The organism is Xenorhabdus kozodoii, from assembly GCF_002632875.1.
Taxonomy (GTDB): domain Bacteria; phylum Pseudomonadota; class Gammaproteobacteria; order Enterobacterales; family Enterobacteriaceae; genus Xenorhabdus; species Xenorhabdus kozodoii.
This window is the reverse complement of the sequence record NZ_NJCX01000004.1, coordinates 167,315-190,955: the sequence shown is the minus strand read 5'-3', so window position 1 is coordinate 190,955 and position 23,641 is coordinate 167,315. Positions and strand designations below refer to the sequence as shown.

The 23,641-nt window shown below is 41.3% G+C and carries 8 protein-coding genes and 1 pseudogene; all 9 read left to right on the top strand.

The genetic code is table 11. The features are described from left to right. A pseudogene (locus Xkoz_RS04080) lies at positions 1-120 on the top strand (IS982 family transposase); the annotation flags it as partial. 121 nt (positions 121-241) lie between these two features. After that, positions 242-505 (top strand): hypothetical protein, encoded by a 264-nt coding sequence (locus Xkoz_RS04075; RefSeq protein ID WP_099140882.1) that lies wholly within the window; start codon positions 242-244, stop codon positions 503-505. Between the two features lie 841 nt (positions 506-1,346). Beyond that, entirely contained in the window at positions 1,347-6,014 is a 4,668-nt protein-coding gene (locus Xkoz_RS22550; RefSeq protein WP_244183385.1) for an AMP-binding protein, read from the top strand. Continuing rightward, positions 6,011-9,367: an AMP-binding protein gene (locus Xkoz_RS22545; protein WP_244183384.1), complete on the top strand. Its 3,357-nt coding sequence runs from the start codon at positions 6,011-6,013 to the stop codon at positions 9,365-9,367. Before Xkoz_RS22550 ends, Xkoz_RS22545 begins: the two co-directional genes overlap by 4 nt. Positions 9,368-9,760: 393 nt before the next feature. Further along, on the top strand, positions 9,761-10,618 hold the full coding sequence (locus tag Xkoz_RS04065) for a 3-hydroxyacyl-CoA dehydrogenase family protein (RefSeq protein WP_099140881.1): 858 nt from the start codon (positions 9,761-9,763) through the stop codon (positions 10,616-10,618). Next, on the top strand, positions 10,618-11,679 hold the full coding sequence (locus tag Xkoz_RS04060; protein WP_099140880.1) for an HAD-IIIC family phosphatase: 1,062 nt from the start codon (positions 10,618-10,620) through the stop codon (positions 11,677-11,679). Before Xkoz_RS04065 ends, Xkoz_RS04060 begins: the two co-directional genes overlap by 1 nt. 12 nt (positions 11,680-11,691) lie before the next feature. Continuing rightward, positions 11,692-11,949: an acyl carrier protein gene (locus Xkoz_RS04055; protein ID WP_099140879.1), complete on the top strand. Its 258-nt coding sequence runs from the start codon at positions 11,692-11,694 to the stop codon at positions 11,947-11,949. A 7-nt stretch (positions 11,950-11,956) separates the two neighbouring features. After that, a complete protein-coding gene (locus Xkoz_RS04050; protein ID WP_099140878.1) occupies positions 11,957-13,108 on the top strand; it encodes an acyl-CoA dehydrogenase family protein in 1,152 nt (383 codons plus the stop codon). 208 nt (positions 13,109-13,316) lie between these two features. Continuing rightward, positions 13,317-23,588, top strand: coding sequence for a type I polyketide synthase (locus Xkoz_RS04045; protein WP_099140877.1), 10,272 nt, complete (start codon positions 13,317-13,319; stop codon positions 23,586-23,588). The last annotated feature ends 53 nt before the right edge of the window (positions 23,589-23,641 follow it).

The following is a 23,641-nucleotide window of genomic DNA, read 5'->3' as shown; positions in this document are numbered from 1 at the left end:
CGAAGTATAAAAGGCTTTCTGTTGTGCGTCTTAGGGGGATTGATTGCTTACTGCCTTAAATTAAAGAAGCCATCACTGAAAGTTTTCTACTCAGAAGACGATTTTTCAATGACGGCTTAAGCAGAATTCGGGTTAGCTAGCTATCGGGATGTGCGTTGTAAATCGAGTCAAAAAACCATTGAGGAAGCGCTGAAGGGCAATTATCAGCCAGAGCATACCTTCGTTAAAACAAGCACTGGTGATGTATGATGCCTATCAGGTTCAAATTCAGGAATGTGACACGGAAATTGAAGCCGTCCTCGTGAAATTATCAGCAAATGTAACAAAACCCTCCTCCCCGAGACCAAAACCTAAGCATCGCACCAAACAGCCTAATCAGCTGAACTTTGATGTTCGGACAGCTTTGTATCATTTGGTTGGAGCTGACTTGACTCAAATTCACGGTTTAGGCTCCTATCTGGCGTTAAGACTGATTTCTGAATGTGGCACTGACATGACGAAATGACCAACGGCAAAACATTTTACCTCCTGGCTGGCACTGTGCCTGGTTCTAAAATTATTGGGGGTAAAAACTGTCTTCACATTCACGCAAAAGCAATAACTGTATTGTTGCTCACTTACGTTTAGCAGCCACAACGGTAGTGTGCGGTGGCTCCCTTCAACTGCACTACAAGATGGGCAGGTCACATCAATTTTTGCAATCTGAATATTCTCCAAATAGACATACGATACATGATTCAATAAATTGATGTCATGACATTAATTATCTCTAATAAAAAATAGAAGAGCTTATCACAATATATAATTATTGGAGTCATGACCACTATGTTTAACACTAATTAAAAGATTGGATATGTTCTCCTTATTATGAGATTTTAAGATTATTAGTATGGCAGAAAAAACGGTGATTCATTATGGTGTAATATCATAATTTCAAGTTATTATTTTTTTATAATTAATTTCTAGTATTTTTTGTGATGAATTTCACGGATTTTTTAAAAATAAATTTTGCAATTTAATTCGGCGCTGGTACCATAAAGTCAATTGTTAAATACGATTTTAATTTATTGAATTACAAAAAAATCTTGTTTTTTGTTGGTGTGTTGTTATTTTTAATGCCATTTATCGAATTGTTTTTTTATTCCAATAATAGCTGTTGGTGATTTTTTTGGATTTCTATTAATTTATTCTCATGTACATCCGAATTTGAATAATGAAATTCAATTATGATAGTGATTTTTACAATGATTTAAAATTAGTGTTCTGATGCTAATTATAATGGTCGACAGTAAGAATTGTATTAAGAATAAATAACACAGTTATTCGTCAAAATGAGTATTTTAATCATGGATAACCCTATTTTTGAGCTATCTAGATCACAGCAAGCTATTTTCAAAATGGAAGAGTTCCATTTAACTGGTTACTCTCTTTATTTGAGTGTTGCGATACGTTTAAACGGAGATATTTCTCTGGACAGGCTGACTCAGGCCACTGAGATGACCCAAAATTCAATGGATATATTTCATATTGGATTCGTTAATGACCATGCGGAAACAAATCGTTTGGCAACACAGTGGCATGGTATCAGGCACCTAACTCCTCATGCGGAAGTCATACAAGTAGATTTTAGCGGTTATCCGGACTCTAAACAGGCTTTTGAAAGTTGGGCGGAGCGCCAGACGTTGATAGAAGAAGATTTATCACTGACCCCCGTGCGCGTTTTTGTTGTGCGTTTTCATTCGGAACAGACAGGATGGTTTATTAAGGCGCATCATGCGGCTACAGATGGTGAGGGATTGTCAGTACTGATAGAGCATCTGATGAGTGCGCTGGAAGAAGAAGAGCCGGATACGGAATATCTCCTATTTTCGGTTAACGCGGAGGGTGAGCGGGATTATGAAAATTCCCGGCGTAGGCAAAGAGATGAAGCATATTGGCGGAGTATTTTCAGTGATAATACCGATAATGCAATGGAATCCGCTGATGCCGGCAAAATAGCCAGCCGTTATCCGATTGGTGACTATCGTAGGCTAACGCCTCTATCTCAGCGTGTACGTTACGAACTGAGTGAAGCTGAAAACGATATACTGTGCCAGTTTAAAAGTCGTGGCGGCTCTATTTTCAGGTTGTTTTTCGCGGCGGTAGCGTATACACAAATGGTTATTGAAGATGGTAATGGCGCTTTATTGCAGGCACCGATGCTTAACCGCTGGAGTAAAGAAGAAAAACGCTCTGCTTCTATGGCAGTGGCACCGGTTTTTATCCCCGTTTCTCGTGAAGCGGGAGAGACGGTGGCAGATTGTTACCATATGCTTAAGCAGCGCTTGCAAAAAGCGGTTGCCCACTCTCGTTATGCGCCAGGCGCCCGATGGAATGAATTTGCATCACAAGATTGGAAACGTATCATTCCCGCTTTCGGGGTTTCCTATCAAACTGGAATTTTCCGGAAAACTGTCTTAGGTGCTGACGTATCAATTGATCATATGCAAGCGGTAGAAGCCCTGTTTGCGACCATTCATATTCATGACCGCTTTGAAGGCGGAAACTTCAAACTTGAAGGTGATTTTCGCAAGATATGGTCATTAGATCAATGTCATGTGTTTCTGAAAACAGTCACTGATTATGCAATGGAAGCTGCCTGCGAAATTTTGACGCAACCAGAATTCACGCAAACACCATTAAGTGAAAAAGAGCAAGAAGCCCACTCTAGGAAAGAACCTCAGATAAAGCCGATCGGCGTTCATTTATACCATGCGTTTGAACGTTATGCTGATAACCTGTTATTCAAGCAGGGTGCTGATGCGGTGACTTATCGTCAGGGATTGCAATGGATTAATAAATTCAGAGAACAGTTGCGTACCATACGAAATGGACATGATGAGCACAATCCGGTATTTATTCTGGGAAGACGTACTCCTGAAACTGTGCTCGCTTATCTGGCTTGCCTGATTGAAAATGTGACGGTAGTTCCCGTTTGTCCGACCATGCCTTTAGCCAGATTATCGGCTATTGCCCGTAATTCGGGGGCATCTCTCTGCATTTATACGGAAACCGACCATCACCTTGCAGAAATGCTGGGCTTGCGGTTGTTACGTGTTTCCTTGGATAAGGCAAGGCTTGATGTTGCATTGAATCTAGTAACATGGACAGAACATACACACTGTCATCCTGCTTATATTCTCTATACCTCAGGATCGACCGGAGAACCTAAAGGCGTGGTGATTTCCCCGATGGCGCTGGCCAATTATGCGTTGGCGGCTAAGGCGGCTTACGCTGCGCAGACTCCATTTAATGCGCCTTTATTTACCTCCTTTGGTTTTGATTTAACCCAGACCGCTATTCTGGTTCCGGTTTTGTCGGGCGGATTTATCCAACCTCATGAACAAGATATCCGTGATAACCCTGAATTGCTGCAAACGTTACTGGCTGATGAGTCATTGACGGGCGTTAAATGCACGCCATCCCATCTTTCATTGCTGATTGAGTACAGCCCGGAAAGAAGTCATCCGCTGACTTTTGTTGTGGGTGGAGAAAATTTGTTTTTTTCTCTGGTGAAGAAAGCACTCGATTATTTTCCTGTAGGAAGCAAAGTAATCAATGAATATGGGCCGACAGAAACAACAGTCGGATGCTGTATCTGCTCAGTGAGTGGGGGAGAAAGCTCTCCTGACGGTAATAACAAGATAAACACCGCAGTTATGCCTATCGGTACAGCGTTGGGTAAAGCAGAGATGTCGATAAAAGATTCCTGGGGGCAAAATATGCCCCGTGGATTCAGGGGCGAAATTAGTATCAGTGGCCCGGTGCTGGCCACGGGATATCTCAACGACAGTATCCAGACGCAGGAAAAATTTGTGTACGGTGCTGATGGCTTAAGCCGTTGGTATCGTACTGGTGACTTGGGCTTACAGGACGAGCAAGGAATATTTCATTGCCTTGGGCGTATTGACGATGAATTTAAGGTACGTGGCTACCGGATCCACCCCGCGGAAATAGAGAAAACAGTGGAAAGTGTACTGGCGAGTGTTAGGGAAAACGACAACTATAGTTGGGAGTTGAAGGCACTGAAACTGGTGGTTGATGAAGCGGATGGGTATGAAACAGTCGCTTTGTGCAGCAGTCAAGTCATACCGCATGACTGCCCGGAATTTCAACGTAGCCTGAAAACAAAAATTCCTGATGCTTGGTTACCAACGCTATACTGTACCGTACAACCCTGGCCGATTAATGCGAATGGTAAAGTTGATATGGCGGCGCTGACTGCCGCAGCTAAGGCAACGTTGATGGCGAGTGGTTCTTCCCTGCTCGGTTCAGCCAATACACCAAGCCAGAATGCGTCGGGAACCTATCAACTGCCAATCTGGTTAAATGCAGATTTTCTGAAACCTATCTGGCCCCAGACCGTCGATCTTACCACTTCATTTCTGGAACAGGGAGGAGACTCGATCAAAGCGATCAGGCTGGTTGCATTGTTAGCCAGAGAAGGGGTTCGGATTGCTGCAAGTGAACTGTTAACCTTGAATTCCTTAGGCTCTGTGCTTGAAAAAGCCTGTGTAGCGGCATTGGAAAATGAAGTCACCAATTCGGTTATCTCAGAAGAGATTGAAGCAAGCTGGATTAAGTTCTTACCAAGTACCCGTTGGTTCCGGCAACAATGTTTTAAACACGGCAATCGTTTGCAACAAGGCATGGTGCTTGAGTTGAAATCTTCGCTCTCGGCTGAAGAAATAAACGCGGCTGTCTCAATGGTTAAAGCAAGGCATAAAATTTTTGCTTTGAGAGCAAATCAAGATTTGAGTGAGTTTTACTTTGCATCTCCAGAACCGGAGGTGTATGACGGTGATACCGTGACAGAAGACGAGATTCTGGCGCCGGGTGAACACCTTGAAGACCGATTGAATAAATTGCAAGGCCGAGTTTGTCTGGAGAAACAACCCAGCGTGCATTCGGTCGTATTTGATCCGGTTTCACACAAAAATTATCTGTTTTGGGTTTGTCATCACCTTATTTGCGATGTGCATTCATGGATTTTCTTATTGGATGAATTGGAGCAGGCTATTAATGATTCTTCATTCCAGACTGCGAACGCAGAGGAAACGATCCATGAGCAAGGCGCATTCCTTTGGGGTAAATGGTTAGGAGAACACGTTCCTGAGGTGGATGATGTACCTTATGACGATACCTTCCATCACTCCTCGGTGACTCCGGTTACTTTGGCGCTGTCAATTTGCGGTCATGATTTGCGATTGATGGAGCAACGCTTTAAGGCTGAGCGTTCACAATTGATCGCGGCCGCTTTGATGGACGTTATGCAAGATAACGGAATATTGCCTCCGCAGCCAGTAATCCTGTTTGAAAACCATGGGCGTTTATTCTCTGAAGCAGGCATTCCCGCAACCCGGAACACGGAAATGGCGAATGCGGTGGGTTGGTTTACCGGCTTTAATCAGTTGGCTCTTAACATTTCATCAGAGCACCCATACCGACTTTCCCAAACTGCTTTTTTGCGAATATTAAAGTCGGGTCTCTATGAAGATAAACAGAGCTGGAAAGCGCAGTTGGGGCTGAGTCATCCGGGAAATCGACCACACATGTGCATCAATGATATTGGATCGGGATTAGAGGGACGCGGAACATGGGCGCATTTCGATCTGGTTCAGTCCTTGTCGGGAGGTTTCCGGCATCCTGACGAAAAGAGTGTGACCGACTTTGACATACTCATTCGTGATTGCCGTGAGTCTGGTTCTGTTTTAGTTGAATTGAGGTTGGGTATTCCCAACGCTAATGGTGATGATGCGCAGCATTACTTGGCACAATTAAACGAAAAACTATTATTGAGCGAAAAGCAGCTATTAAACGAAAAACGCTTAGCCTGGTGTGATAGCAAACATGAGGTATCCCGTGATTTGCAGGCTGATCAGTGTTTGGAACAGCCATTAATACCTGCCGATTTTCCTCTTTGTCAACTCTCACAAGCGGAGCTTGATCTCATTATTAAGGGAGCCTCAGCATGAGAACCGCTATCGATTCAGCGAATACAGTATTCAACGCTAATTATATTGAAGAACTGCTACAAGTGACGCCTCAAGCGAATGGGTTACTGTTTCACGCATTAAAAGATGGAAACAGCGCTTATCACATTGGTGTGGCATTCAGCGTGAAGGTGGATGTCGATAAAGAAACCCTCCTTGAAGTATGGCAGCAGATACAGCAATCACAGCCCGCTCTCAGGTCGGTTTTTGTCTGGGAAGGTATTCGCACTCCTCATCAGGTTATTTATTCCTTGCCCCGAATTCCGTTTGAATACATCCGTGTTGATTCGACGGCTCCAGTCCCGCTAATTAAACAGCGTTGCCTTGATTGGCTGGCACATTCTAAAGCCATTCCTTTTACATTGAACAAAGAAGTGTTTCGCATTGTTGGCTTCCACGATGTTAAAGCGGGAACGGTAAGTCTGGCCTTCTCTTTTCACCATATTCTGATGGATGGCTGGAGTAGTTCGCTGTTGATTTCCCTTTGGTTGCAGGGATTGCGTCAGCAAAAAATTGTTCCTCTGGATGCACGTATCTATTCACAACAACTCTGGCAAGGATTAAGCCAGGCAGCGTTGATGTCCGGTCGCAAATATTGGCGAGAGGTGTTTCAACATTTGCCTGATGGAGAGTCTTCTGCAACAACCAAACTCTTGGATGAACCCCTGTTCCGAACTACTGGTCACAATGTGGCTGAGAAAGCAATAAATGAAAAAATCGTCGTAAGTAGCCTATGGAGCGAAGAACGTAAATCGGCTATAGAATCACTTTGCCGCCGCGCGGGGGTAACGTCGGCCAGTTTTATTTATCTATGCTGGGCATTGACGCTGGCTAAATTCACCTTTCAAAAAACCATTACGTTGGGCTGTACATTTTCTGGCAGAGGCGGAGCTTTGACGCAGGACATTGACCGTCAGCCCTTAGGTCTGTTTATCAATACCGTACCGCTTATCCTTACGCTTGAAGGTAAGTGGAATATAGAAGCTGCTTTGCGTTCTGTTTTTCAAGCGCTACAGCAGGCGCAACAATATGAAAAAACGCCGCCTTTATTGATCCGTGAGGAAGCGGGAATACGTGAAGAACTCTATGACTCTATTGTGGTTTTTGATAACTATCCCATTGATGCCACATTGAAGGATACCCGTTGTGGCGCATTCGTGACGGATTTATACAGTGAAGAAACGACGCATTTCGGTTTGACATTAACCGTTTCTGGTGTGGAACAATGGTTAGTCGAACTCAGTGCCGGAGAGGTTTTCACGGGGGCATCTGATGCAGTAAAAATGGTGTTTAATGGGTTTGAATCGTTGGTGGAAGATCTGATTAATCACACCACAGATACCTTGATTGAAGATCTCATCTTAAAATTTAGTACAGAGAGCGCTGAAGAAGTCTCTTTGCGCATCGGGGAGATCAACGAACAGACGCCGGATATCAATTTATTGCTGACAGGTATTTATCAGCGTCTTAGCGAGTCTCCCCAAGGAATCAGCCTGGTCGATGGACAAAATAACATCAGCAATTGTGAGTTATTGAAAGGAATTAGTAGCGTACAAGAACAGTTACGATTATCGGGTTTTATTCCGGGAGACAGAGTTGCTGTCCATCTTGAAAAAGGATTGTTATCGACTCAGGCAATACTCGCAATATTATTCAGAGGGGGCAGTTACTTCTATGTCAATCCGAAAGATCCACTGCAACGTAAAAAGATCCTGTTAACTTTGGCAGATTGCAGCATTGTTTTATGTGGTGCTTCCTTTAATAAAGAACTAGGCGCAGAGAGCGGGCGTTATTTACTGCTGGATATTGAGGAAAAGATTTTACAGCCATCTACGGCGGAGCCAACGCTATGGACTAACCGACGGCCTGAAGACGAATTTTACTTTATATTCACGTCGGGAACGACGGGTACGCCTAAGGGGATTGCGATTCGTAATGAATCGGTCGCAAACCTGCTGGACTGGTTTATTAAAGAGACGGTGCTGACAGCCGCTGATAGAGTGCTTGGGCTGACCGATCTGAATTTCGACCCCAGCGTAGAAGATTTATTGGGGAGTTTTGTTGTTGGTGCCACGCTGATCTATCCATCGCCGAATGTGTTACTGGAGAGACAGGCATTCATTGAGCTGTTGCAGTCTGAATCCATCACCTTAATCAACTTTATTCCCGGAGCCATTGCACAGCTTATTCAGGATGCACCATTCTTGCCTGCCATGAGATTGTGGATATTTGGAGGTGAAGAATTACCTAAACGTCTTCGGGATGATTTGTTGCAGCAAGGGTATGCCGTTAGCAACCATTATGGTCCCAGTGAGACGACGGTGGATTGTCTCAGCACAAAACAATCTCTTATTGCGGATGTTGTCATCGGTTGGCCAATTCAAAATGTTATTGCCTACTGTGCTGATATATTTGGTAAACCATTGCCTGCCGGTGTTCGTGGTGAGCTTTGGGTGGGGGGCAAGGCGGTTGCCCGTGGTTACACGACTAACCCCGTTGAGACGGCGAAATATTTTGTTAAATCTAAGTATTTGGATCAATACAGTAAGCATCCTTTTTATCGTACTGGCGACATGGTTACTTTTTCCAGTGAGTCAGGTTTTCGCTATCTGGGGCGGATTGATGATCAGGTGAAGGTGAACGGTATTCGCATTGAACCGAGTGAATTGGAGCGTGTTGTTGAGACATTAGATGTGGTTAAAGCCTGTTGTCTATTGCCCGTAACAGAATCGCCCGCAATAGAATCGAAGGGAAAGCGCCAGTGGCATCTTTTTGTTGATAGCCATGAACCCCCTGCGATGTTGGAGCCTCGGGTACGAGAACATATCCGGCGTAACTTCCCGGAATCGTGGTTACCTTCACTTATTGCGGTTGTCGATGGGTTTGAACGTACCATTACCGGCAAAATTAATCGCCGAAGCTTACAGGAGTATGCTGCGCAACAACTGCAAACAAAACCGGTGGAAAATCATGTGCCATTGGCAGATCCGGTGGTAGCTAAAGTGCAGGCGGTTTGGAAAGTGGTGCTGGAAAGCCAAATGATTGATATAAACATCAATTTCTTTGATGCTGGTGGTAACTCGATAAAGATAATTGCACTCCAATCCCAGTTGCAACAAGCGTTCAATCAGGAGGTTCGTGTCACTGTCTTATTTGAGCATCCGACGATTTCCTCATTCTCAAACTGGATTAAACAGAACCGGTTGTCACCTGAACAGGTGAACTCAGACAAACAATCATCCCAAGAGCATATGCTGTCGTCATTCCAATCCGGCAAGAGCAGATTAGCGGACAGGCGACGCAAAGCCAAAGGAAGTACAGGAGAGCCTGTTTAATGAATGACGATGTATTTTATGTGCTCATAATAAATATTGATTATCACATGGGAAATAATGATAGGTCTTTATGGTCTTAATATTTCTTTTATTTCCTGTTAATTGGTAAAGTATATTTTCCATGTGTTTTTCATGTTAATTTCTCGAGATTAACATGAAGGTTACTTTTTGATAAATAAATCATTTCATGAATCAACTCTATTTTATTTTAAAAAATAGAGTTGATTGCGCTGTCAAAGTTTTTTGCGGAAAAATATAAATTTTACATTGGTTTTAAGGCCGTGACTTAAGGGCGGTAGCGTATCTAAATAACACTTATGGAATCGGATATTCTATATTTTTTTTATCTTTTTAGACAAGCTGATTTTCAATCATTAAAAGTGGGGGTAATCGTTGAAAATATCAATTATTGGTGCTGGTGTTATGGGATTAGACACGGCAATAACATGTGCTGCATATGGGCATAATATATTACTTATCGATATATCCTCAGAGGTTCTGAGAAATCTCGCTTCGCGAATTTCAAGTGAATTTCGTTTATATCGGATGCTTAAGCCTGAATTTAAATCTCTGGATATATCAGAATTGAAAGAACGGATTCAATTTACGTCATCTTATGAAGAGATTAAAGAGTGTGACTGGGTAATTGAAAATGTCAATGAAGAGTGGGCAACTAAACAAGATGTTTATAAAAAAATAGCACCATACATTAAGCCTGAAACTTATATTGCTGCAAACACAAGTTGTATATCCATCACAAAAATTGCAGCAGCGTTACCTTTTCCTCAAAAAGTACTTGGCCTCCACTTTATGAATCCCGTGCCCATAAAGAAATGTGTAGAAGTGATTAAAGGTTTCCATACTTCCGAACAAACATTGACTGAGGCAAAAAAATTCTTACAGAGCATTGAGAAAAATCCTGTTGTTGTAGAAGATTTTCCCGGATTTGTTTCTAACCGGCTTTCTCACTTATTCATGAACGAAGCAGCATTTCTCGTACAGGATAATCTCGCCAGCCCACAAGATATTGATCGCATCTTCAAAGAAGGTTACGGACATGCTATGGGGCCATTAGAAACCGCAGACCTGATTGGGCTGGATACGGTTGTTAACTCTTTGCAGGTTCTCTATGAAAGTTATCAGGACCCGAAATACCGTTGCTGTCCTCTGCTAAGGAAAATGGTTGAAGCGGGAAATCTTGGTAGAAAAAGTGGTAAGGGCTTTTTTAATTATAAAAACGCGGAATATTAATGATGGATGACTTAGCAAATAAGCCAGTAAGCAGTGATACACCGGTAAAATGTATCATCTGGGATTTAGACAATACTATATGGGATGGGGTTCTTTCTGAGGGGGATGATCTTAATTTAAAGCCAGGAATAGAAAAAATCATCGACCAGTTGGATCAAATGGGTATTTTGCAGTCAATAGCAAGCAGGAATGAAGCGTCTGATGCTTTGGATATGCTGAGTAAGTTTAAGTTAAAACACTATTTTATTTATCCTCAAATTCATTGGGGTGCTAAATCTTCCTCGATTGAAAATATTCAGAGAAATTTAAATATCTCAGCGGATACATTTATTTTTGTTGATGATCAGATTTTAGAAAGGGATGAAGTTAATGCTAAATTGCCGGAAGTCACTTGTATTGATGCCTTGGAATATCAATCAATACTTCATTTGCCGCGAATTGCCAATATGGAAATATCGGATGATGCAAAATTAAGAAGGCAGCGCTACCAAGAAGATATTCTGCGTAAAGAAGAGGAAGATGAATTTATTGGTACATCAGAAGAATTCCTTAGCCAACTCAATATGAAGTTTTATATCGATAAAGCCAAACACGAAGATCTCCTCCGGGCTGAGGAACTGACACAACGGACTAATCAGCTTAACTCAACAGGCATAACTTACAGTAGAGAAGAATTAAATGAATTAATTCACTCAGATGATTATGGTGTATTTGTTTTTGAATTAGTGGATAAATATGGCTCTTACGGGAAGATAGGTCTGGCATTAGTACACTATAAAGAAGAGATTGACTATATTAAATTATTATTAATGTCCTGTAGAACGCTTTCCCGTGGAGTGGGCAGCATAGCATTGACCTATATTATGCAGCAGGCAAAAGCAAAAGGGCATAAATTGTATGCTGAATTCAGACGTACGCCTCGTAATCGGCAAATGTTTGTGACTTACCAATTCTCAGGGTTTAAAGAAATAGAAAAACTCGCTGATGAGACGATGCTCTTCGAAAATGAATTAGAGCAAGTACCTGACTTCCCTTACTATGTTGATGTCATTATAAATTAATAGGATATGATAATGAAAGATCTGGATGCAATCGCCAAAGAAATTCGTGAATTTATTGAAAATAATATCTCTGTATTTGATGATGATGTTGAGTTGTCGGATGATACTAATATATTTACAAGTGGTTTGGTCAATTCACTTTTTGCCATGCGTTTACTTTGTTTTATTGAGGAAAAATGTTCTATAACCGTACCGGATGAATATATAGAACGTGAAAATTTTGTTTCAATCAACTCAATGCTGAACTTAATTAATAAAATAAGAGAGTAAGGTTTATATGATGGGACATGAACTCCATTCTTTGGTGGAAGCTGCAAAGCAATTTTCAGATAATGTATTAAGACCAGCCGCAACTTTAATTGATAAGCAGGGTAAAGTGCCCGGTGAAATTATCACTGAAATGGGAGCGCAGGGCTTTTTAGGCGCGATGTTGCCCAAAGAATATGGCGGGCAAGGTATGGACCCGCTTTCTTATGGTTATTTGACTGAAGAAATCGGTAAAGGATGTAATTCAACACGCGCATTATTAACGGTTCACACAAGCTTAGTGGGTGAAACGCTTGCAAAACTAGGAAGCCAATCGCAAAAAGAAAAATATTTACCGCCAATGGCGAAAGGTGAAAAAATCGCATGTTTTGCCTTATCTGAACTGGAAGCTGGCTCTGATGCTAATGCCATCAAAACAAAGTATGAAGTGACAGAAGATGGGTTCAGAATTAATGGCAGCAAAAAATGGATTACTTATTCAGGGATTGCTGATTTATTCCTCGTATTTGCCCGTTGCGAAGAAAAAGTGAGTGCATTCATCGTCGAATTTGGGGTGAAAGGGTTAACGAGAAAACCAATGCTGGATTTGATGGCAAGCCGTGGTGCTTATTTATCAGAACTTTATTTTGATAATGTAGAAATACCAAAAGAGAGTTTAGTCGGGCGTGAGGGTGAAGGGTTTAGCTTTGTCGCTAATACAGCCCTCTATTTTGGTCGTTACAGTATCGCCTGGGCGGGGGTTGCTATTGCCCATGCCGCGTTGGAAGAGATGGTGACTTATGCGCGTAAGAGGCAACAATTCGGCCAAAAAATCGCCCAGCATCAACTAATTCAAGGCATCATTGCTGATTCAGCTACGGCATTTTATGCCGCAAAAGCCACTTGTGAAAAGATTGGCTATTTAAGAAATCAGGGTGATCACAAGGCCATTATGGAAACGAATATAGCGAAATATAATAGCTCGGCAGTCGCTATGTTGGTTACCAATAACGCTGTTCAGGTTCTCGGAGGAAATGGACTATCCAGCCGCTATCCGGTAGAAAGGTTATATCGTGAAGCCAAGGTTCTGGAAATTATTGAAGGAACTAATCAAATTCATCAAATGATAATCTCGCAACATGCCTTGCGTAGTTTTTATAGAAAAAATTCGATTATTGAGTGATATCTATAAGAGTACGAATCTATCAGCAAATCCCGAAAATTAAAAATTAGATATATAAACTAATCCGGGGAAATCTGAATGCTTAAATTCGTAATGAATTTGATGCCTTGAGCCAATATATCATTTTCTTCTTTATAGAAATGATTGATTATTTAAATTGAATAAGCTATCTCTTTTCATTAGCAAATGATTATAATAAAGGTTAATTATGGTAAATAATCTTACTGGTCTTGAAATTGCCATAGTTGGAATGGCAGGTCAGTTCCCTGGTGCAGATAACGTACATGATTTTTGGGAAATGCTCCGTGATGGAAAAGAAGGTATTAGCAGATTCACGCAAGAAATATTAGAAAATAATGGCGTATCGGCTGAAGAATATTTACATGAAAATTATGTTCCAGCCAAAGGTGTAATCAACAATCCATATCATTTTGCAGCCGATTATTTTGCAATTAATTACTCAGATGCAGAAAAAATGGACCCGCAAACGCGTTTGATGATTGAAACTTGTTGGCAGGCACTTAACCATGCTGGCATTGATGCCAAAAATTATCCGGGAGAAATTGGTGTTTACGCAGGAGCAGCTAATCAGTGGTCATGGCTTAAAACATTAAATACGGAATTCAGTTCTGCGGCAGAACAGTTCCATATCGCAACATTAAATGACTCTGCATTTTGTTCCCGTATTTCCTATTTACTGAATTTGCGCGGGCCGTCAGTCACGATACAAACAGCATGTTCAACTTCATTAGTTGCCGTGCATACAGCGTGTCAGGCTCTGCAAGCCGGAGAATGTGAGGTTGCTTTAGCGGGGGGCGTCAGCGTAACGCATCCACATCAAGCTGGCTATATATATCAGGAAGGGATGATAAATAGTGCAGACGGCAAAACACGGGTCTTTGATGAACACGCGGGTGGTACGGTGTTCAGTAATGGCGTTGGTGTTGTTGTACTAAAAAGATTGAGTGATGCGATAGAAAATAACGATAGAATTTATGCCGTTATCAAAGGCAGCGCAACTAATAATGACGGCAGTGACAAAATAAGTTTTACTGCCCCTAGTACTCAGGGGCAGCAAAATGTTATTCAGGCTGCATTAGATGTCGCAGAAGTTGATCCTGACAGCATTAGTTATATAGAAGCACACGGGACAGGAACTTTACTGGGAGATCCGATTGAAATTGCCGCCTTGAAAGCGGTTTTTAACGGGTCACAATCTTGTGCTATAGGTTCCGTCAAATCAAATGTGGGGCATTGTGATACCGCCGCAGGGATAATATCACTGATAAAACTCACATTATGTGTCTATTTTAAAACGTTAGTGCCATCCATTAATTTTGATAAAGCGAATAAAAAATTAGAATTAGAAAAAACACCTTTTCATGTTAACACGCAAACAAAAAACTGGCTCAGTAAAACTGATGAACTTATCACTGCCGGAGTCAGTGCCTTTGGTGTTGGTGGAACCAATGCGCATCTTATTCTCCAGGAATTTTGGGAGAAAATGGAACCCATTTCGATAGAACACTTAAATTATAAAGAACTTCCGAATCGAATTGAGTTTAAACCTTTAATAAAACCAGATACTGCCCGTCATCTGCTCGATGAGCAGGAAGAAAATGTCATTTTTGCAGAAAAAATCGATATTAAATCTTTGTCTAAAGAGATATTGGATATTTTAAAAGTCTATTTTTCAAATAAGAAAATTTCGAAAGAGGATAATTTCTTTGATATCGGTGCCAGCTCTTTAGATATTGTTCAGCTACACGAAAAGATCAATAACCATTACGCAATAAAATTATCAGTTAATGATTTTTATCGCTATACAACCTGCCAGAAACTTTCTGAAAAAATACACAGCTTAATCAGTGAAGCACCAGCTAAGATCATCAATAAGTCGAAAAGGGCAGCAAGAGGAAAAGCATCAGGTAGCAAAAAGAGAGTATTTAATGATTACCCGGCACATGCCATTGCTGTCGTTGGCATGAGCGGCCGATTCCCCGGAAGTCATAACATACAGGAATATTGGAAAAATATACTATCTGGCAAAGAAGGTATTTCTTTCTTTACGGATGATGAACTGATCGATGCAGGATTTCCTGAACACATTTTCAAGAATAAAAATTATATCAGGGCAAAAGGCATTATTGAGCATTCACTGGATTTTGATAAAGACGCTTTTGGCTATACAGCACGTGAATCACAATATATGGACCCACAATTCCGTTTGCTGCATGAAATAACGTGGCAAGTGCTGGATGATGCTGGATATGGTAATCCAAAATATCGCCCTGTCACGGGTCTGTTCGCCTCTTCCGGCTCTAATTACGCATGGCTGGATTTGGTAAAAGATGAAGTGCAAGACACCACCGAACAATTTGGTATTGGGTTGTTAAATGACCGGGAATTTCTCACAACCAGAATCGCTTACAAATTGAATCTTACCGGGCCGGCCGTGACCGTTCAGAGTGCGTGTTCCAGCTCTGCGTTAGCGATCACACTTGCGTGTCAGAGCCTGCGGGTCAATCAGTGTGATTTGGCACTGGCCGGAGGGGTTTCCGTCACAGTGCCGATAAAAAGCGGTTACATGTATGTCAATGGAATGGTGAATAGCGCAGATGGTCATTGCCGCCCATTTTCTGAAGATGCCAGTGGTACTGTTTTCAGCGATGGCATTGGCATGGTTGCTCTAAAAAGGCTGGAAGATGCCATTGAAAATAATGATCATATTTATGGCGTCATCGTTGGTTATGGTGTTAACAATGATGGTCATGAAAAAGCTGGATTTACCGCCCCGAATGCAAACGGGCAGTCTGCCTGTATCAAACAATCTTTAGAAATGGCGAGTCTCTCTGCCAATGACGTTGAATACTTGGAAGCGCATGGAACGGCAACACTGGTTGGCGATGCAGTTGAATTAGAAGGCATCAAGGATGCTTTAAACGTCACAAGCGACAATCCCAGAACTTGTCATATTGGCAGTGTTAAATCGAACATTGGTCACACCGATAGTGCCGCAGGTGTTGCGGGGGTTATTAAAGCACTGCTGGCATTGAAGAATAAGAAGATCCCACCCACTTGCCATACTGAAACAGCACATCATTTATCATTGGAAGGTACGCGGTTCCGTTTGATCAATACTGCCACTGATTGGGAAGATAACAATAATATCAGAACCGCAGGTGTGAGCTCATTTGGCATTGGCGGAACCAATGTGCATATGACCGTTCAATCAATCTCAGATCAAACCAGTGACGAGAAGGATCGTGCAGAACTCATCACGCTTTCAAGCAAAAGCAGAGAAGGGATAATTAAAACGGCAGAAGCCCTGAACCGGTTTTTGAGTGCAGATGTTCATACAAAGGCGCTTTCTGATATTGCTTATACACTCCAGATTGGAAGAGGAGAATATGAATATCGCACCTCGTTTGTTGTAGGAAATATAGAGGAACTCAACACCACATTATCTGATATTAAAGAGACAAACAAGATCGCGGAAATTTCCTCTGACCACATACCGGGTATTGTATTTATGTTCCCCGGTCAGGGTGCTCAATATATCAATATGGCAAGGGATTTATACAATGAGCTGAGTATTTTCAGAATGCAGCTTGATGAGTGCCATGAATATCTATTAGAGCAATTTGGAATAAATTTACTCGCACTACTCTATGATGAGAAGGGTCAGGAGAGTGCAGAAAAACTCCGTAACACTCAATTTACCCAGCCGGTTATTTTTGCCATATCTTATTCTCTTGCCAGGACTTTGGAAGCACTGGGAATAGAAATGAACGCAATGATTGGCCATAGCATTGGTGAATACGTTGCAGCCGCAATGGCAGGAGTCATGACATTGGATGAGGCCCTGAAACTCGTTGCTATCAGAGGCCTTATCATGCAGGAATGTGAGCCCGGAGCGATGCTGAGTGTTTCAACGGGCAGAGAAAATATTGAGCCTTATTTGACAGATGAAGTCACGTTAGCAACGGTAAACTCATCAAATGCCTGTGTTATCGCAGGGCCTCAGGGTGAAGTTGAGAAAGTTCAGAAGAATTTGATTGCACAAAATTACCGTACCCGATTACTGGAAACCTCTCACGCCTTTCATACTTCAATGATGAAGCCTGCTGTAGAGAAATTTAAACAGGCTTTGAGGGAGATAAAGTGGAAAAAGCCCAATAAAGCTTACATATCAAATGTAACAGGCCAATGGATCACGGCAAAACAAGCAAATTCTGTCGATTATTGGGTCTCGCACTTGTGTGAAACCGTCGAATTTCATCAAGGTATTCTGACTTGCCTGGAACAGTCTGAGCTGAATACTTTTATTGAAGTCGGGCCGGGCAGAACACTGTCTACGTTTGTTAAACAGATTGTTGCGGCAAATACAGATATCTCTGTTATTAATGTGATGCGTCATCCATTAGAAGAGGAAAACGACAGAGTTTATTTATTAAAATTACTTGGACAACTCTGGATGAAAGGCCAACCCGTCAATTGGCCGGCCATTTACCAAGATCTGAATCCAAAACGAGTGAGTTTACCCGGTTATCAATTTATTTCAGAGAATATGGAGCTTGGAAACTTCGGCGCCAGTTTGAATTATTCAGAAAAAGTATCTGAAATTCGAATCCCAAAAAATAACATTTCAGAATGGCTCTATGGTGAAATATGGCAGGATGCTCTCTTACCAAATAAATCGAGCCAATCTGATGTGAAAATGGCGCTCTGTTTTGTGCCAGATATTGAGTGGTGCGAACCTCTTTGTCGTCATATGAATATTGACGAAAAAGCAGTAAGGTTTGTGTTATCAGGTGATAATTACACCACTGCGAACAATGTTATTACATTGTCAGCAGGAGAAGTCAGCCATTTCGAAAGGCTGTTTAATGAATTAAAAGAGAATCAATTACAACCTGATTCGATAATATTTGCCTGGCCTTTATCGGGAAGCCATGAAGTAAAAAATACATGGTTTTCTGCCATTACTCTGCTTCAGGCATGGACAACAGTCGGAAATATGTGTGATTTCCGTTTGTTGCTGGTTAATACAGAACAACCTGAATCCAATATGCTCAATGGCTTAGTAAAAGTCATTACGCAAGAAGTCAGCAAATGTCATCCCAGATTAGTACAAATTGACACGACTGAATCGATTGAAAAAACCTGTGAGATATTAACTGAAGAATTATTAGCAACAGATGATCGCTTTATTGTTCGTCGGACAAAAGAGGGTTGTTCAAAACAAGCCTATGAGCGGCTTGCAGTAAATCCACTGAAAGAACACTCGCTCCTTAAACCGCAGGGGATATACCTTATTACCGGAGGATTGGGAGATTTAGGGCTTTTATTTGCAGAGTATCTCCTGAAAGAATATCGGGCGACAGTGATACTTGCCGGACGAAGGGAATTACCTGATCAGCATGAATGGAAACAAGCTATTAAATCGCATTCGCCATCCTTCGAAATATTGCAGCGGCTCGATAAACTTTCCGATCTTGGTACAGGAAACTTGGCTTATTATGCTGCCAATGTCGCTGATAAGTTTGCAATGCAACGTTTATTAGCGACGATCGCTGAACAATATGGTGAATTGAATGGCATTATCTGTGCGGCTGGTGTCACGGAAGGAAACTCATTTCAGGGCATTAATAGGATAACGCTGGACGCCTGTTTACCACAATTAGAAACCAAAGTTGAGGCTTATAAGATTCTGGCAGAATTAACAGAAAATCAGCCGCTGGATTTCTGCCTGCTTTGTTCTTCAATTGCTGCGGTGCTGGGAGGATTGAGTTTTTCTGCATATAGTTCTGTCAGTGCGTTTGCTGATTCTTTTGCGAAGCAACAAAACAAGAAAGGTAAGCCCTGGATTAGTGTTAACTGGGACGGATGGGTTTTCGAACGTAATGATGCGGGTGATGCGCTGGGCTCCTCATTGAGTCAGCTTTTAATCGAACCTGATGAAGGAATTAGAATTTTAGAGCGTGTTTTACAATCACCATTAAGAGGTCAAATTATTGTTTCAACTGGTGATTTAGATAAACGTTTTTCACAATGGGTTAGCTCTTATTTAAAAACGTTCGACATTAATAAAGTCAATAAATCTCAACGAAAAACGATTTCCAAAGCTCAAATCGTAGAAACTGTCCTTTCGGTGTGGAAAGACTTTTTAAAAGTAGCACATATTAACCGTGAAGATAATTTTTTTGAATTAGGTGCTAACTCATTGGATCTGGTTCAAGTCAATAAAAGATTAACTGATGCACTCAATATCGATATTTCCGTTGTTGATATGTTTAGTTATCCCACTTCTGATCTATTAGCTGACCATATAACCAATCAGTTTGGAACAATCAGCACCGATAACGTTCAGGATGAAAACGTTGAAGATATTTATGACAGTGCTTATACAACTGAAAGCATGATTAAATCGGAAGCGATATTTGATAAACACATTGCGATTATCGGCGTAGCCGGAAAATTCCCGGGTGCTGAGGATATTCATGAATTTTGGGATAACTTATGCTACGGAAAAGAATCAATCAGCACAATGAGTAAGGAAGAGCTAATTGACGAAGGCATTGATTCAGCATTATTAGACAATCCGAATTACATTCGTGCCAAAGGTATTATGCCTCATTCGGGTGAGTTTGATGCTGAATTCTTTGGCTATACCCCTTACGAAGCGCGTCAAATGGACCCGCAAGTACGGGCTATGCATACTTGCAGTTGGCAGGCATTGCAGGATGCGGGAATATCGGTAAAAAACAATAAGCTAAAAATCGGCTTATATGCGTCTGCATCAGGGAATTTACAATGGTTAGTGCAGGCAATGGCAACGGCGGAAGGCAGTGCTGGTCAATATAGTACTATGGTGGTTGCTGACAAAGATTATATGTCGACGAGCGTGTCATATAAATTAAATTTGTCCGGGCCAAGTATGGTTATCTCAACGGCCTGTTCTTCATCGCTTGTTGCCGTTAGTGAAGCCGTTAAATCACTGCGTGCGGGAGAATGTGATGTCGCTCTGGCAGGAGGCGTTTCAATTACCTTGCCAATCAAAGCGGGCTATTTATTTGAAGAGGGTATGATTTACTCTAAGGATGGAAAATGTCGCCCATTTGATATTCAAGCAAACGGAACGGTATTTAGTGATGGCGTTGGTATGGTAGTTCTGAAACCATTAAAACAAGCAATAGCAGACAAGGATAATATTTATGCGACTATTATCGGCAGTGCAATTAACAATGATGGGGGCATGAAAGTCGGTTACACTGCGCCAAGCACAAAAGGTCAGATTGACGTTATTCAGGCTGCATTACGAGATGCGAATGTATCATCAGAAAGTATCAACTTTATAGAAACACATGGTACGGGAACGAATTTGGGTGATCCCATTGAATTCAATGCGCTGAAACAGGCTTTTTCAACGGATAAAAAGAACTATTGCAGAATTGGCAGTGTGAAATCAAATATAGGTCACCTGAATTTTGCTTCCGGAATCACCGGACTGATTAAAGCCGCATTATCCATCAAACATAGAGTGCTGCCACCTACGATAAATTTCGCCCGTCCCAATAAAGAAATGGATATTACGAACAGCCCATTTATCGTTAATAACCAATATACGGAATTACGTGATAGTAAGAACCCAATCAGGGCAGGTGTCAGTTCTTTTGGCTTGGGTGGAACGAATGTGCATATTGTACTTGAAGAATTTCAGGCTGATCAGAGCAAACCGTCCAGACAAAACGTCAATAATCGATTGCCATTAATCTTGTCAGCACCGGATGAGAAATCATTGCAATCCTATAAAAAACAATTAAAGCAGGTAATTCAGAGCGATAACCAACAACTGAATGTGAGTGATATTACTTATAGTCTGATGTTAAGGGAACCAATGGCATCACAATTTGTTGCTACAGTAAACAATCGCGATGAATTGATTCAGGCACTGTCCTCAACAGAAAAAGACAATATTAATATATCACTTGGTATTAAGAGAAAAGTGGTATTTTTGTTCCCTGGTCAAGGTGCTCAATATAGGGCTATGGGGCAAGATTTTTACAACAACAATGTGCTATTTAAGCAGTGGTGTGATAAAGGATTTTTAATCGCGAATGATTATTGCACAACTGACTTGAAAGCGCTGCTTATTAATAGTTCTCAGGATGAACATGTTTATGAAACGGAATTTGTCCAACCGTTGCTGTTTATTATCGAATATGCGCTGGCACAAGTTCTGAAATCTTATGGTATTACCCCCGATGTAATGATAGGCCATAGTTTGGGGGAATACGTGGCAGCGACACTGGCCGGAGTATTCTCATACGAAGATGCGGTTAGAATTATCTGCATTCGCGGTCAATGTATGCAATCGACAGAAGCGGCGGCTATGCTTGCTGTAATGTCATCAACCGAGAAAGTGAAAGAAATAATAACTGAGGATATTGAAATTGCCTTAGACAACAGTAGTGAACTTTGTGTTGTCGCGGGATCTGATGATGGAATAATGCAATTCGAGGAAATTTGTCGCGGGTTATTAATTAAAACGAAACGTCTGGAAATTAAAAGAGCGTTCCATACCTGTTATATGGACCCTGTTCTGGACAAATATGGCCAAGCTTTCAGCGAAATCACACTTAATAAGCCCCAAATTGATTTTATATCGAATGTAACGGGTACGTGGGTTGATAACAACAAAGTCATAACAAGTGACTATTGGGTTAATCATATTCGCCAACCTGTACGCTTTAAACAATCTATCGCGGCAATCTTAGAAGATGAAAAGTGTCTGTTTATAGAAGTCGGGCCAGGAAGTGGGCTTTCTACTTTCGTTCAGAATCACTCAGATTATGGCGTAAATCATGCTTGTATCTCGTGGCAAAGCCATAAAACCAGAGATATGAGTCACCATAATGAGCTGATAGAAAAATTAGCCCTGATCTCCTTACATGGTATTGATGTGAATTGGCAACAGGAGATAAATGTTCAGCAACCTGAATTGATTCATCTTCCCCCAACACCGATACGCGGAAAAGCATACCCGACAGATATAAAAAGATTGCAGGCATTATTTTCTGGCAATTCCCCTCAACTTGTTGAAACAGGGGAAAGGAAAGAAGAACACGCTAAAGTGACCAACACAATCAGAGCGACCAACACAAATATCAACTTGCTGGTACAGGAACGGGATAGAGTTATCACCGAGTTAGGTTCTATTTGGAAACGCATTCTTGGTATTGATAGCGTTGAAAACAGTGATGACTTTATTTCTCTGGGCGGGAGTTCTCTCTCAGCAGTGCAAGTGGTGGCAAAAGCGAAGGCAATCAATCTACCGATTAACATGAATATGTTGTTGTCGGGCCAGACTCTGGCTGAGATAAGCCAGGTATTAGATAATGATCTCAAGATTGAATATAACAGCTGGAAATTCAATGAGAATTTTTCACCTGAGTTATATCCAACGTATGCCAGTTGCTTGTATTCGGCAGTCAGAGAAACACTGAGACATAATCATCATCTTGACTGTGATAATGCCATTATGCAGGTTTCAGATGGCAGCCATTTAATTGGCATTGTATTACAACAGGCTGAAAATAAGGTTAAATTATCTAATCAGGAGGTGAATTTTGGCAATATGCTTGGTTGGCCTTCATTAGAAGAAAGTTATGCCTTTTCTTATGCTAAGAAATTCTTCGAAGATTACGAATCCTATCAGAGCTACTGTGAAAAAGAGTTATCGCTTGGGAATGTCGTCATTGTAACAGGAAGTGACTATTATCTGCCTTTTTCACCTTCATACGGTTTATCAGAGGCGGAGTATATAGCAAGGCCGCTATTCCAGGATATCGTGCTGGAAGATGAGACAATCCCGCATGTTTTTGTGCTGGTTGGAAAGACCGATTCAGGGTATCAAATATATGATGGAAGCTTCCAATACTTTGGGGAGATCAGCAAACAGGAGTTTGAGAAGACGGTTATTGGGTTTAAAGGTTTAGATTTTATGAAGTCACATGAAGTCTTTAATAAATCCCGGCCTTATTTAGTCATTACCATCAATTGCGATGGTGATTTCCCTGACAGCCGTGAACAAAAGGAACTCATTCTAAATAGTCTGATTAATGATTTTAGAAGAAAAGAAGAGGTTAAATACAATGAAAATGAGTTTTCTTGTTATATAGGTCTGGCTGCAATAGAAAAACTTATTGAAACCCCAGAACTATTAACAAACAGTACCGCTAATGATTTGGAGGAAATATTCAAGCGTTGGAATAATCAGATTAATTCACTAAGGAGTTTTTTAATTCTCGTAAGACCAGAACATGCCGAACAACTCGAAAGCTCATTCTCTTTTATCAATGGAAGAATGAAAGAGTTGATTGCCTCCTGTCAGGATAATGATCATGACAGGAATAGGCTAAATTGCTTGAATCTCATAAAATCGGAATTGGATTCTGTCATTGATCTTCTCGGTTAGTAAAGTAGTTTAATAAATCCTTCACCTTTTAGGTTGTTTTTTTAGTGAAGCGC

Excerpts from the sequence above, each read along its gene's own strand:
- Xkoz_RS22550 (WP_244183385.1), top strand. The coding sequence starts at position 1,347 with ATGGATAACCCTATTTTTGAGCTATCTAGATCACAGCAAGCTATTTTC.
- Xkoz_RS04045 (WP_099140877.1), top strand. The coding sequence starts at position 13,317 with ATGGTAAATAATCTTACTGGTCTTGAAATTGCCATAGTTGGAATGGCA.
- Xkoz_RS04050 (WP_099140878.1), top strand. The coding sequence starts at position 11,957 with ATGATGGGACATGAACTCCATTCTTTGGTGGAAGCTGCAAAGCAATTT.
- Xkoz_RS04060 (WP_099140880.1), top strand. The coding sequence starts at position 10,618 with ATGATGGATGACTTAGCAAATAAGCCAGTAAGCAGTGATACACCGGTA.
- Xkoz_RS04055 (WP_099140879.1), top strand. The coding sequence starts at position 11,692 with ATGAAAGATCTGGATGCAATCGCCAAAGAAATTCGTGAATTTATTGAA.
- Xkoz_RS04075 (WP_099140882.1), top strand. The coding sequence starts at position 242 with ATGTATGATGCCTATCAGGTTCAAATTCAGGAATGTGACACGGAAATT.
- Xkoz_RS22545 (WP_244183384.1), top strand. The coding sequence starts at position 6,011 with ATGAGAACCGCTATCGATTCAGCGAATACAGTATTCAACGCTAATTAT.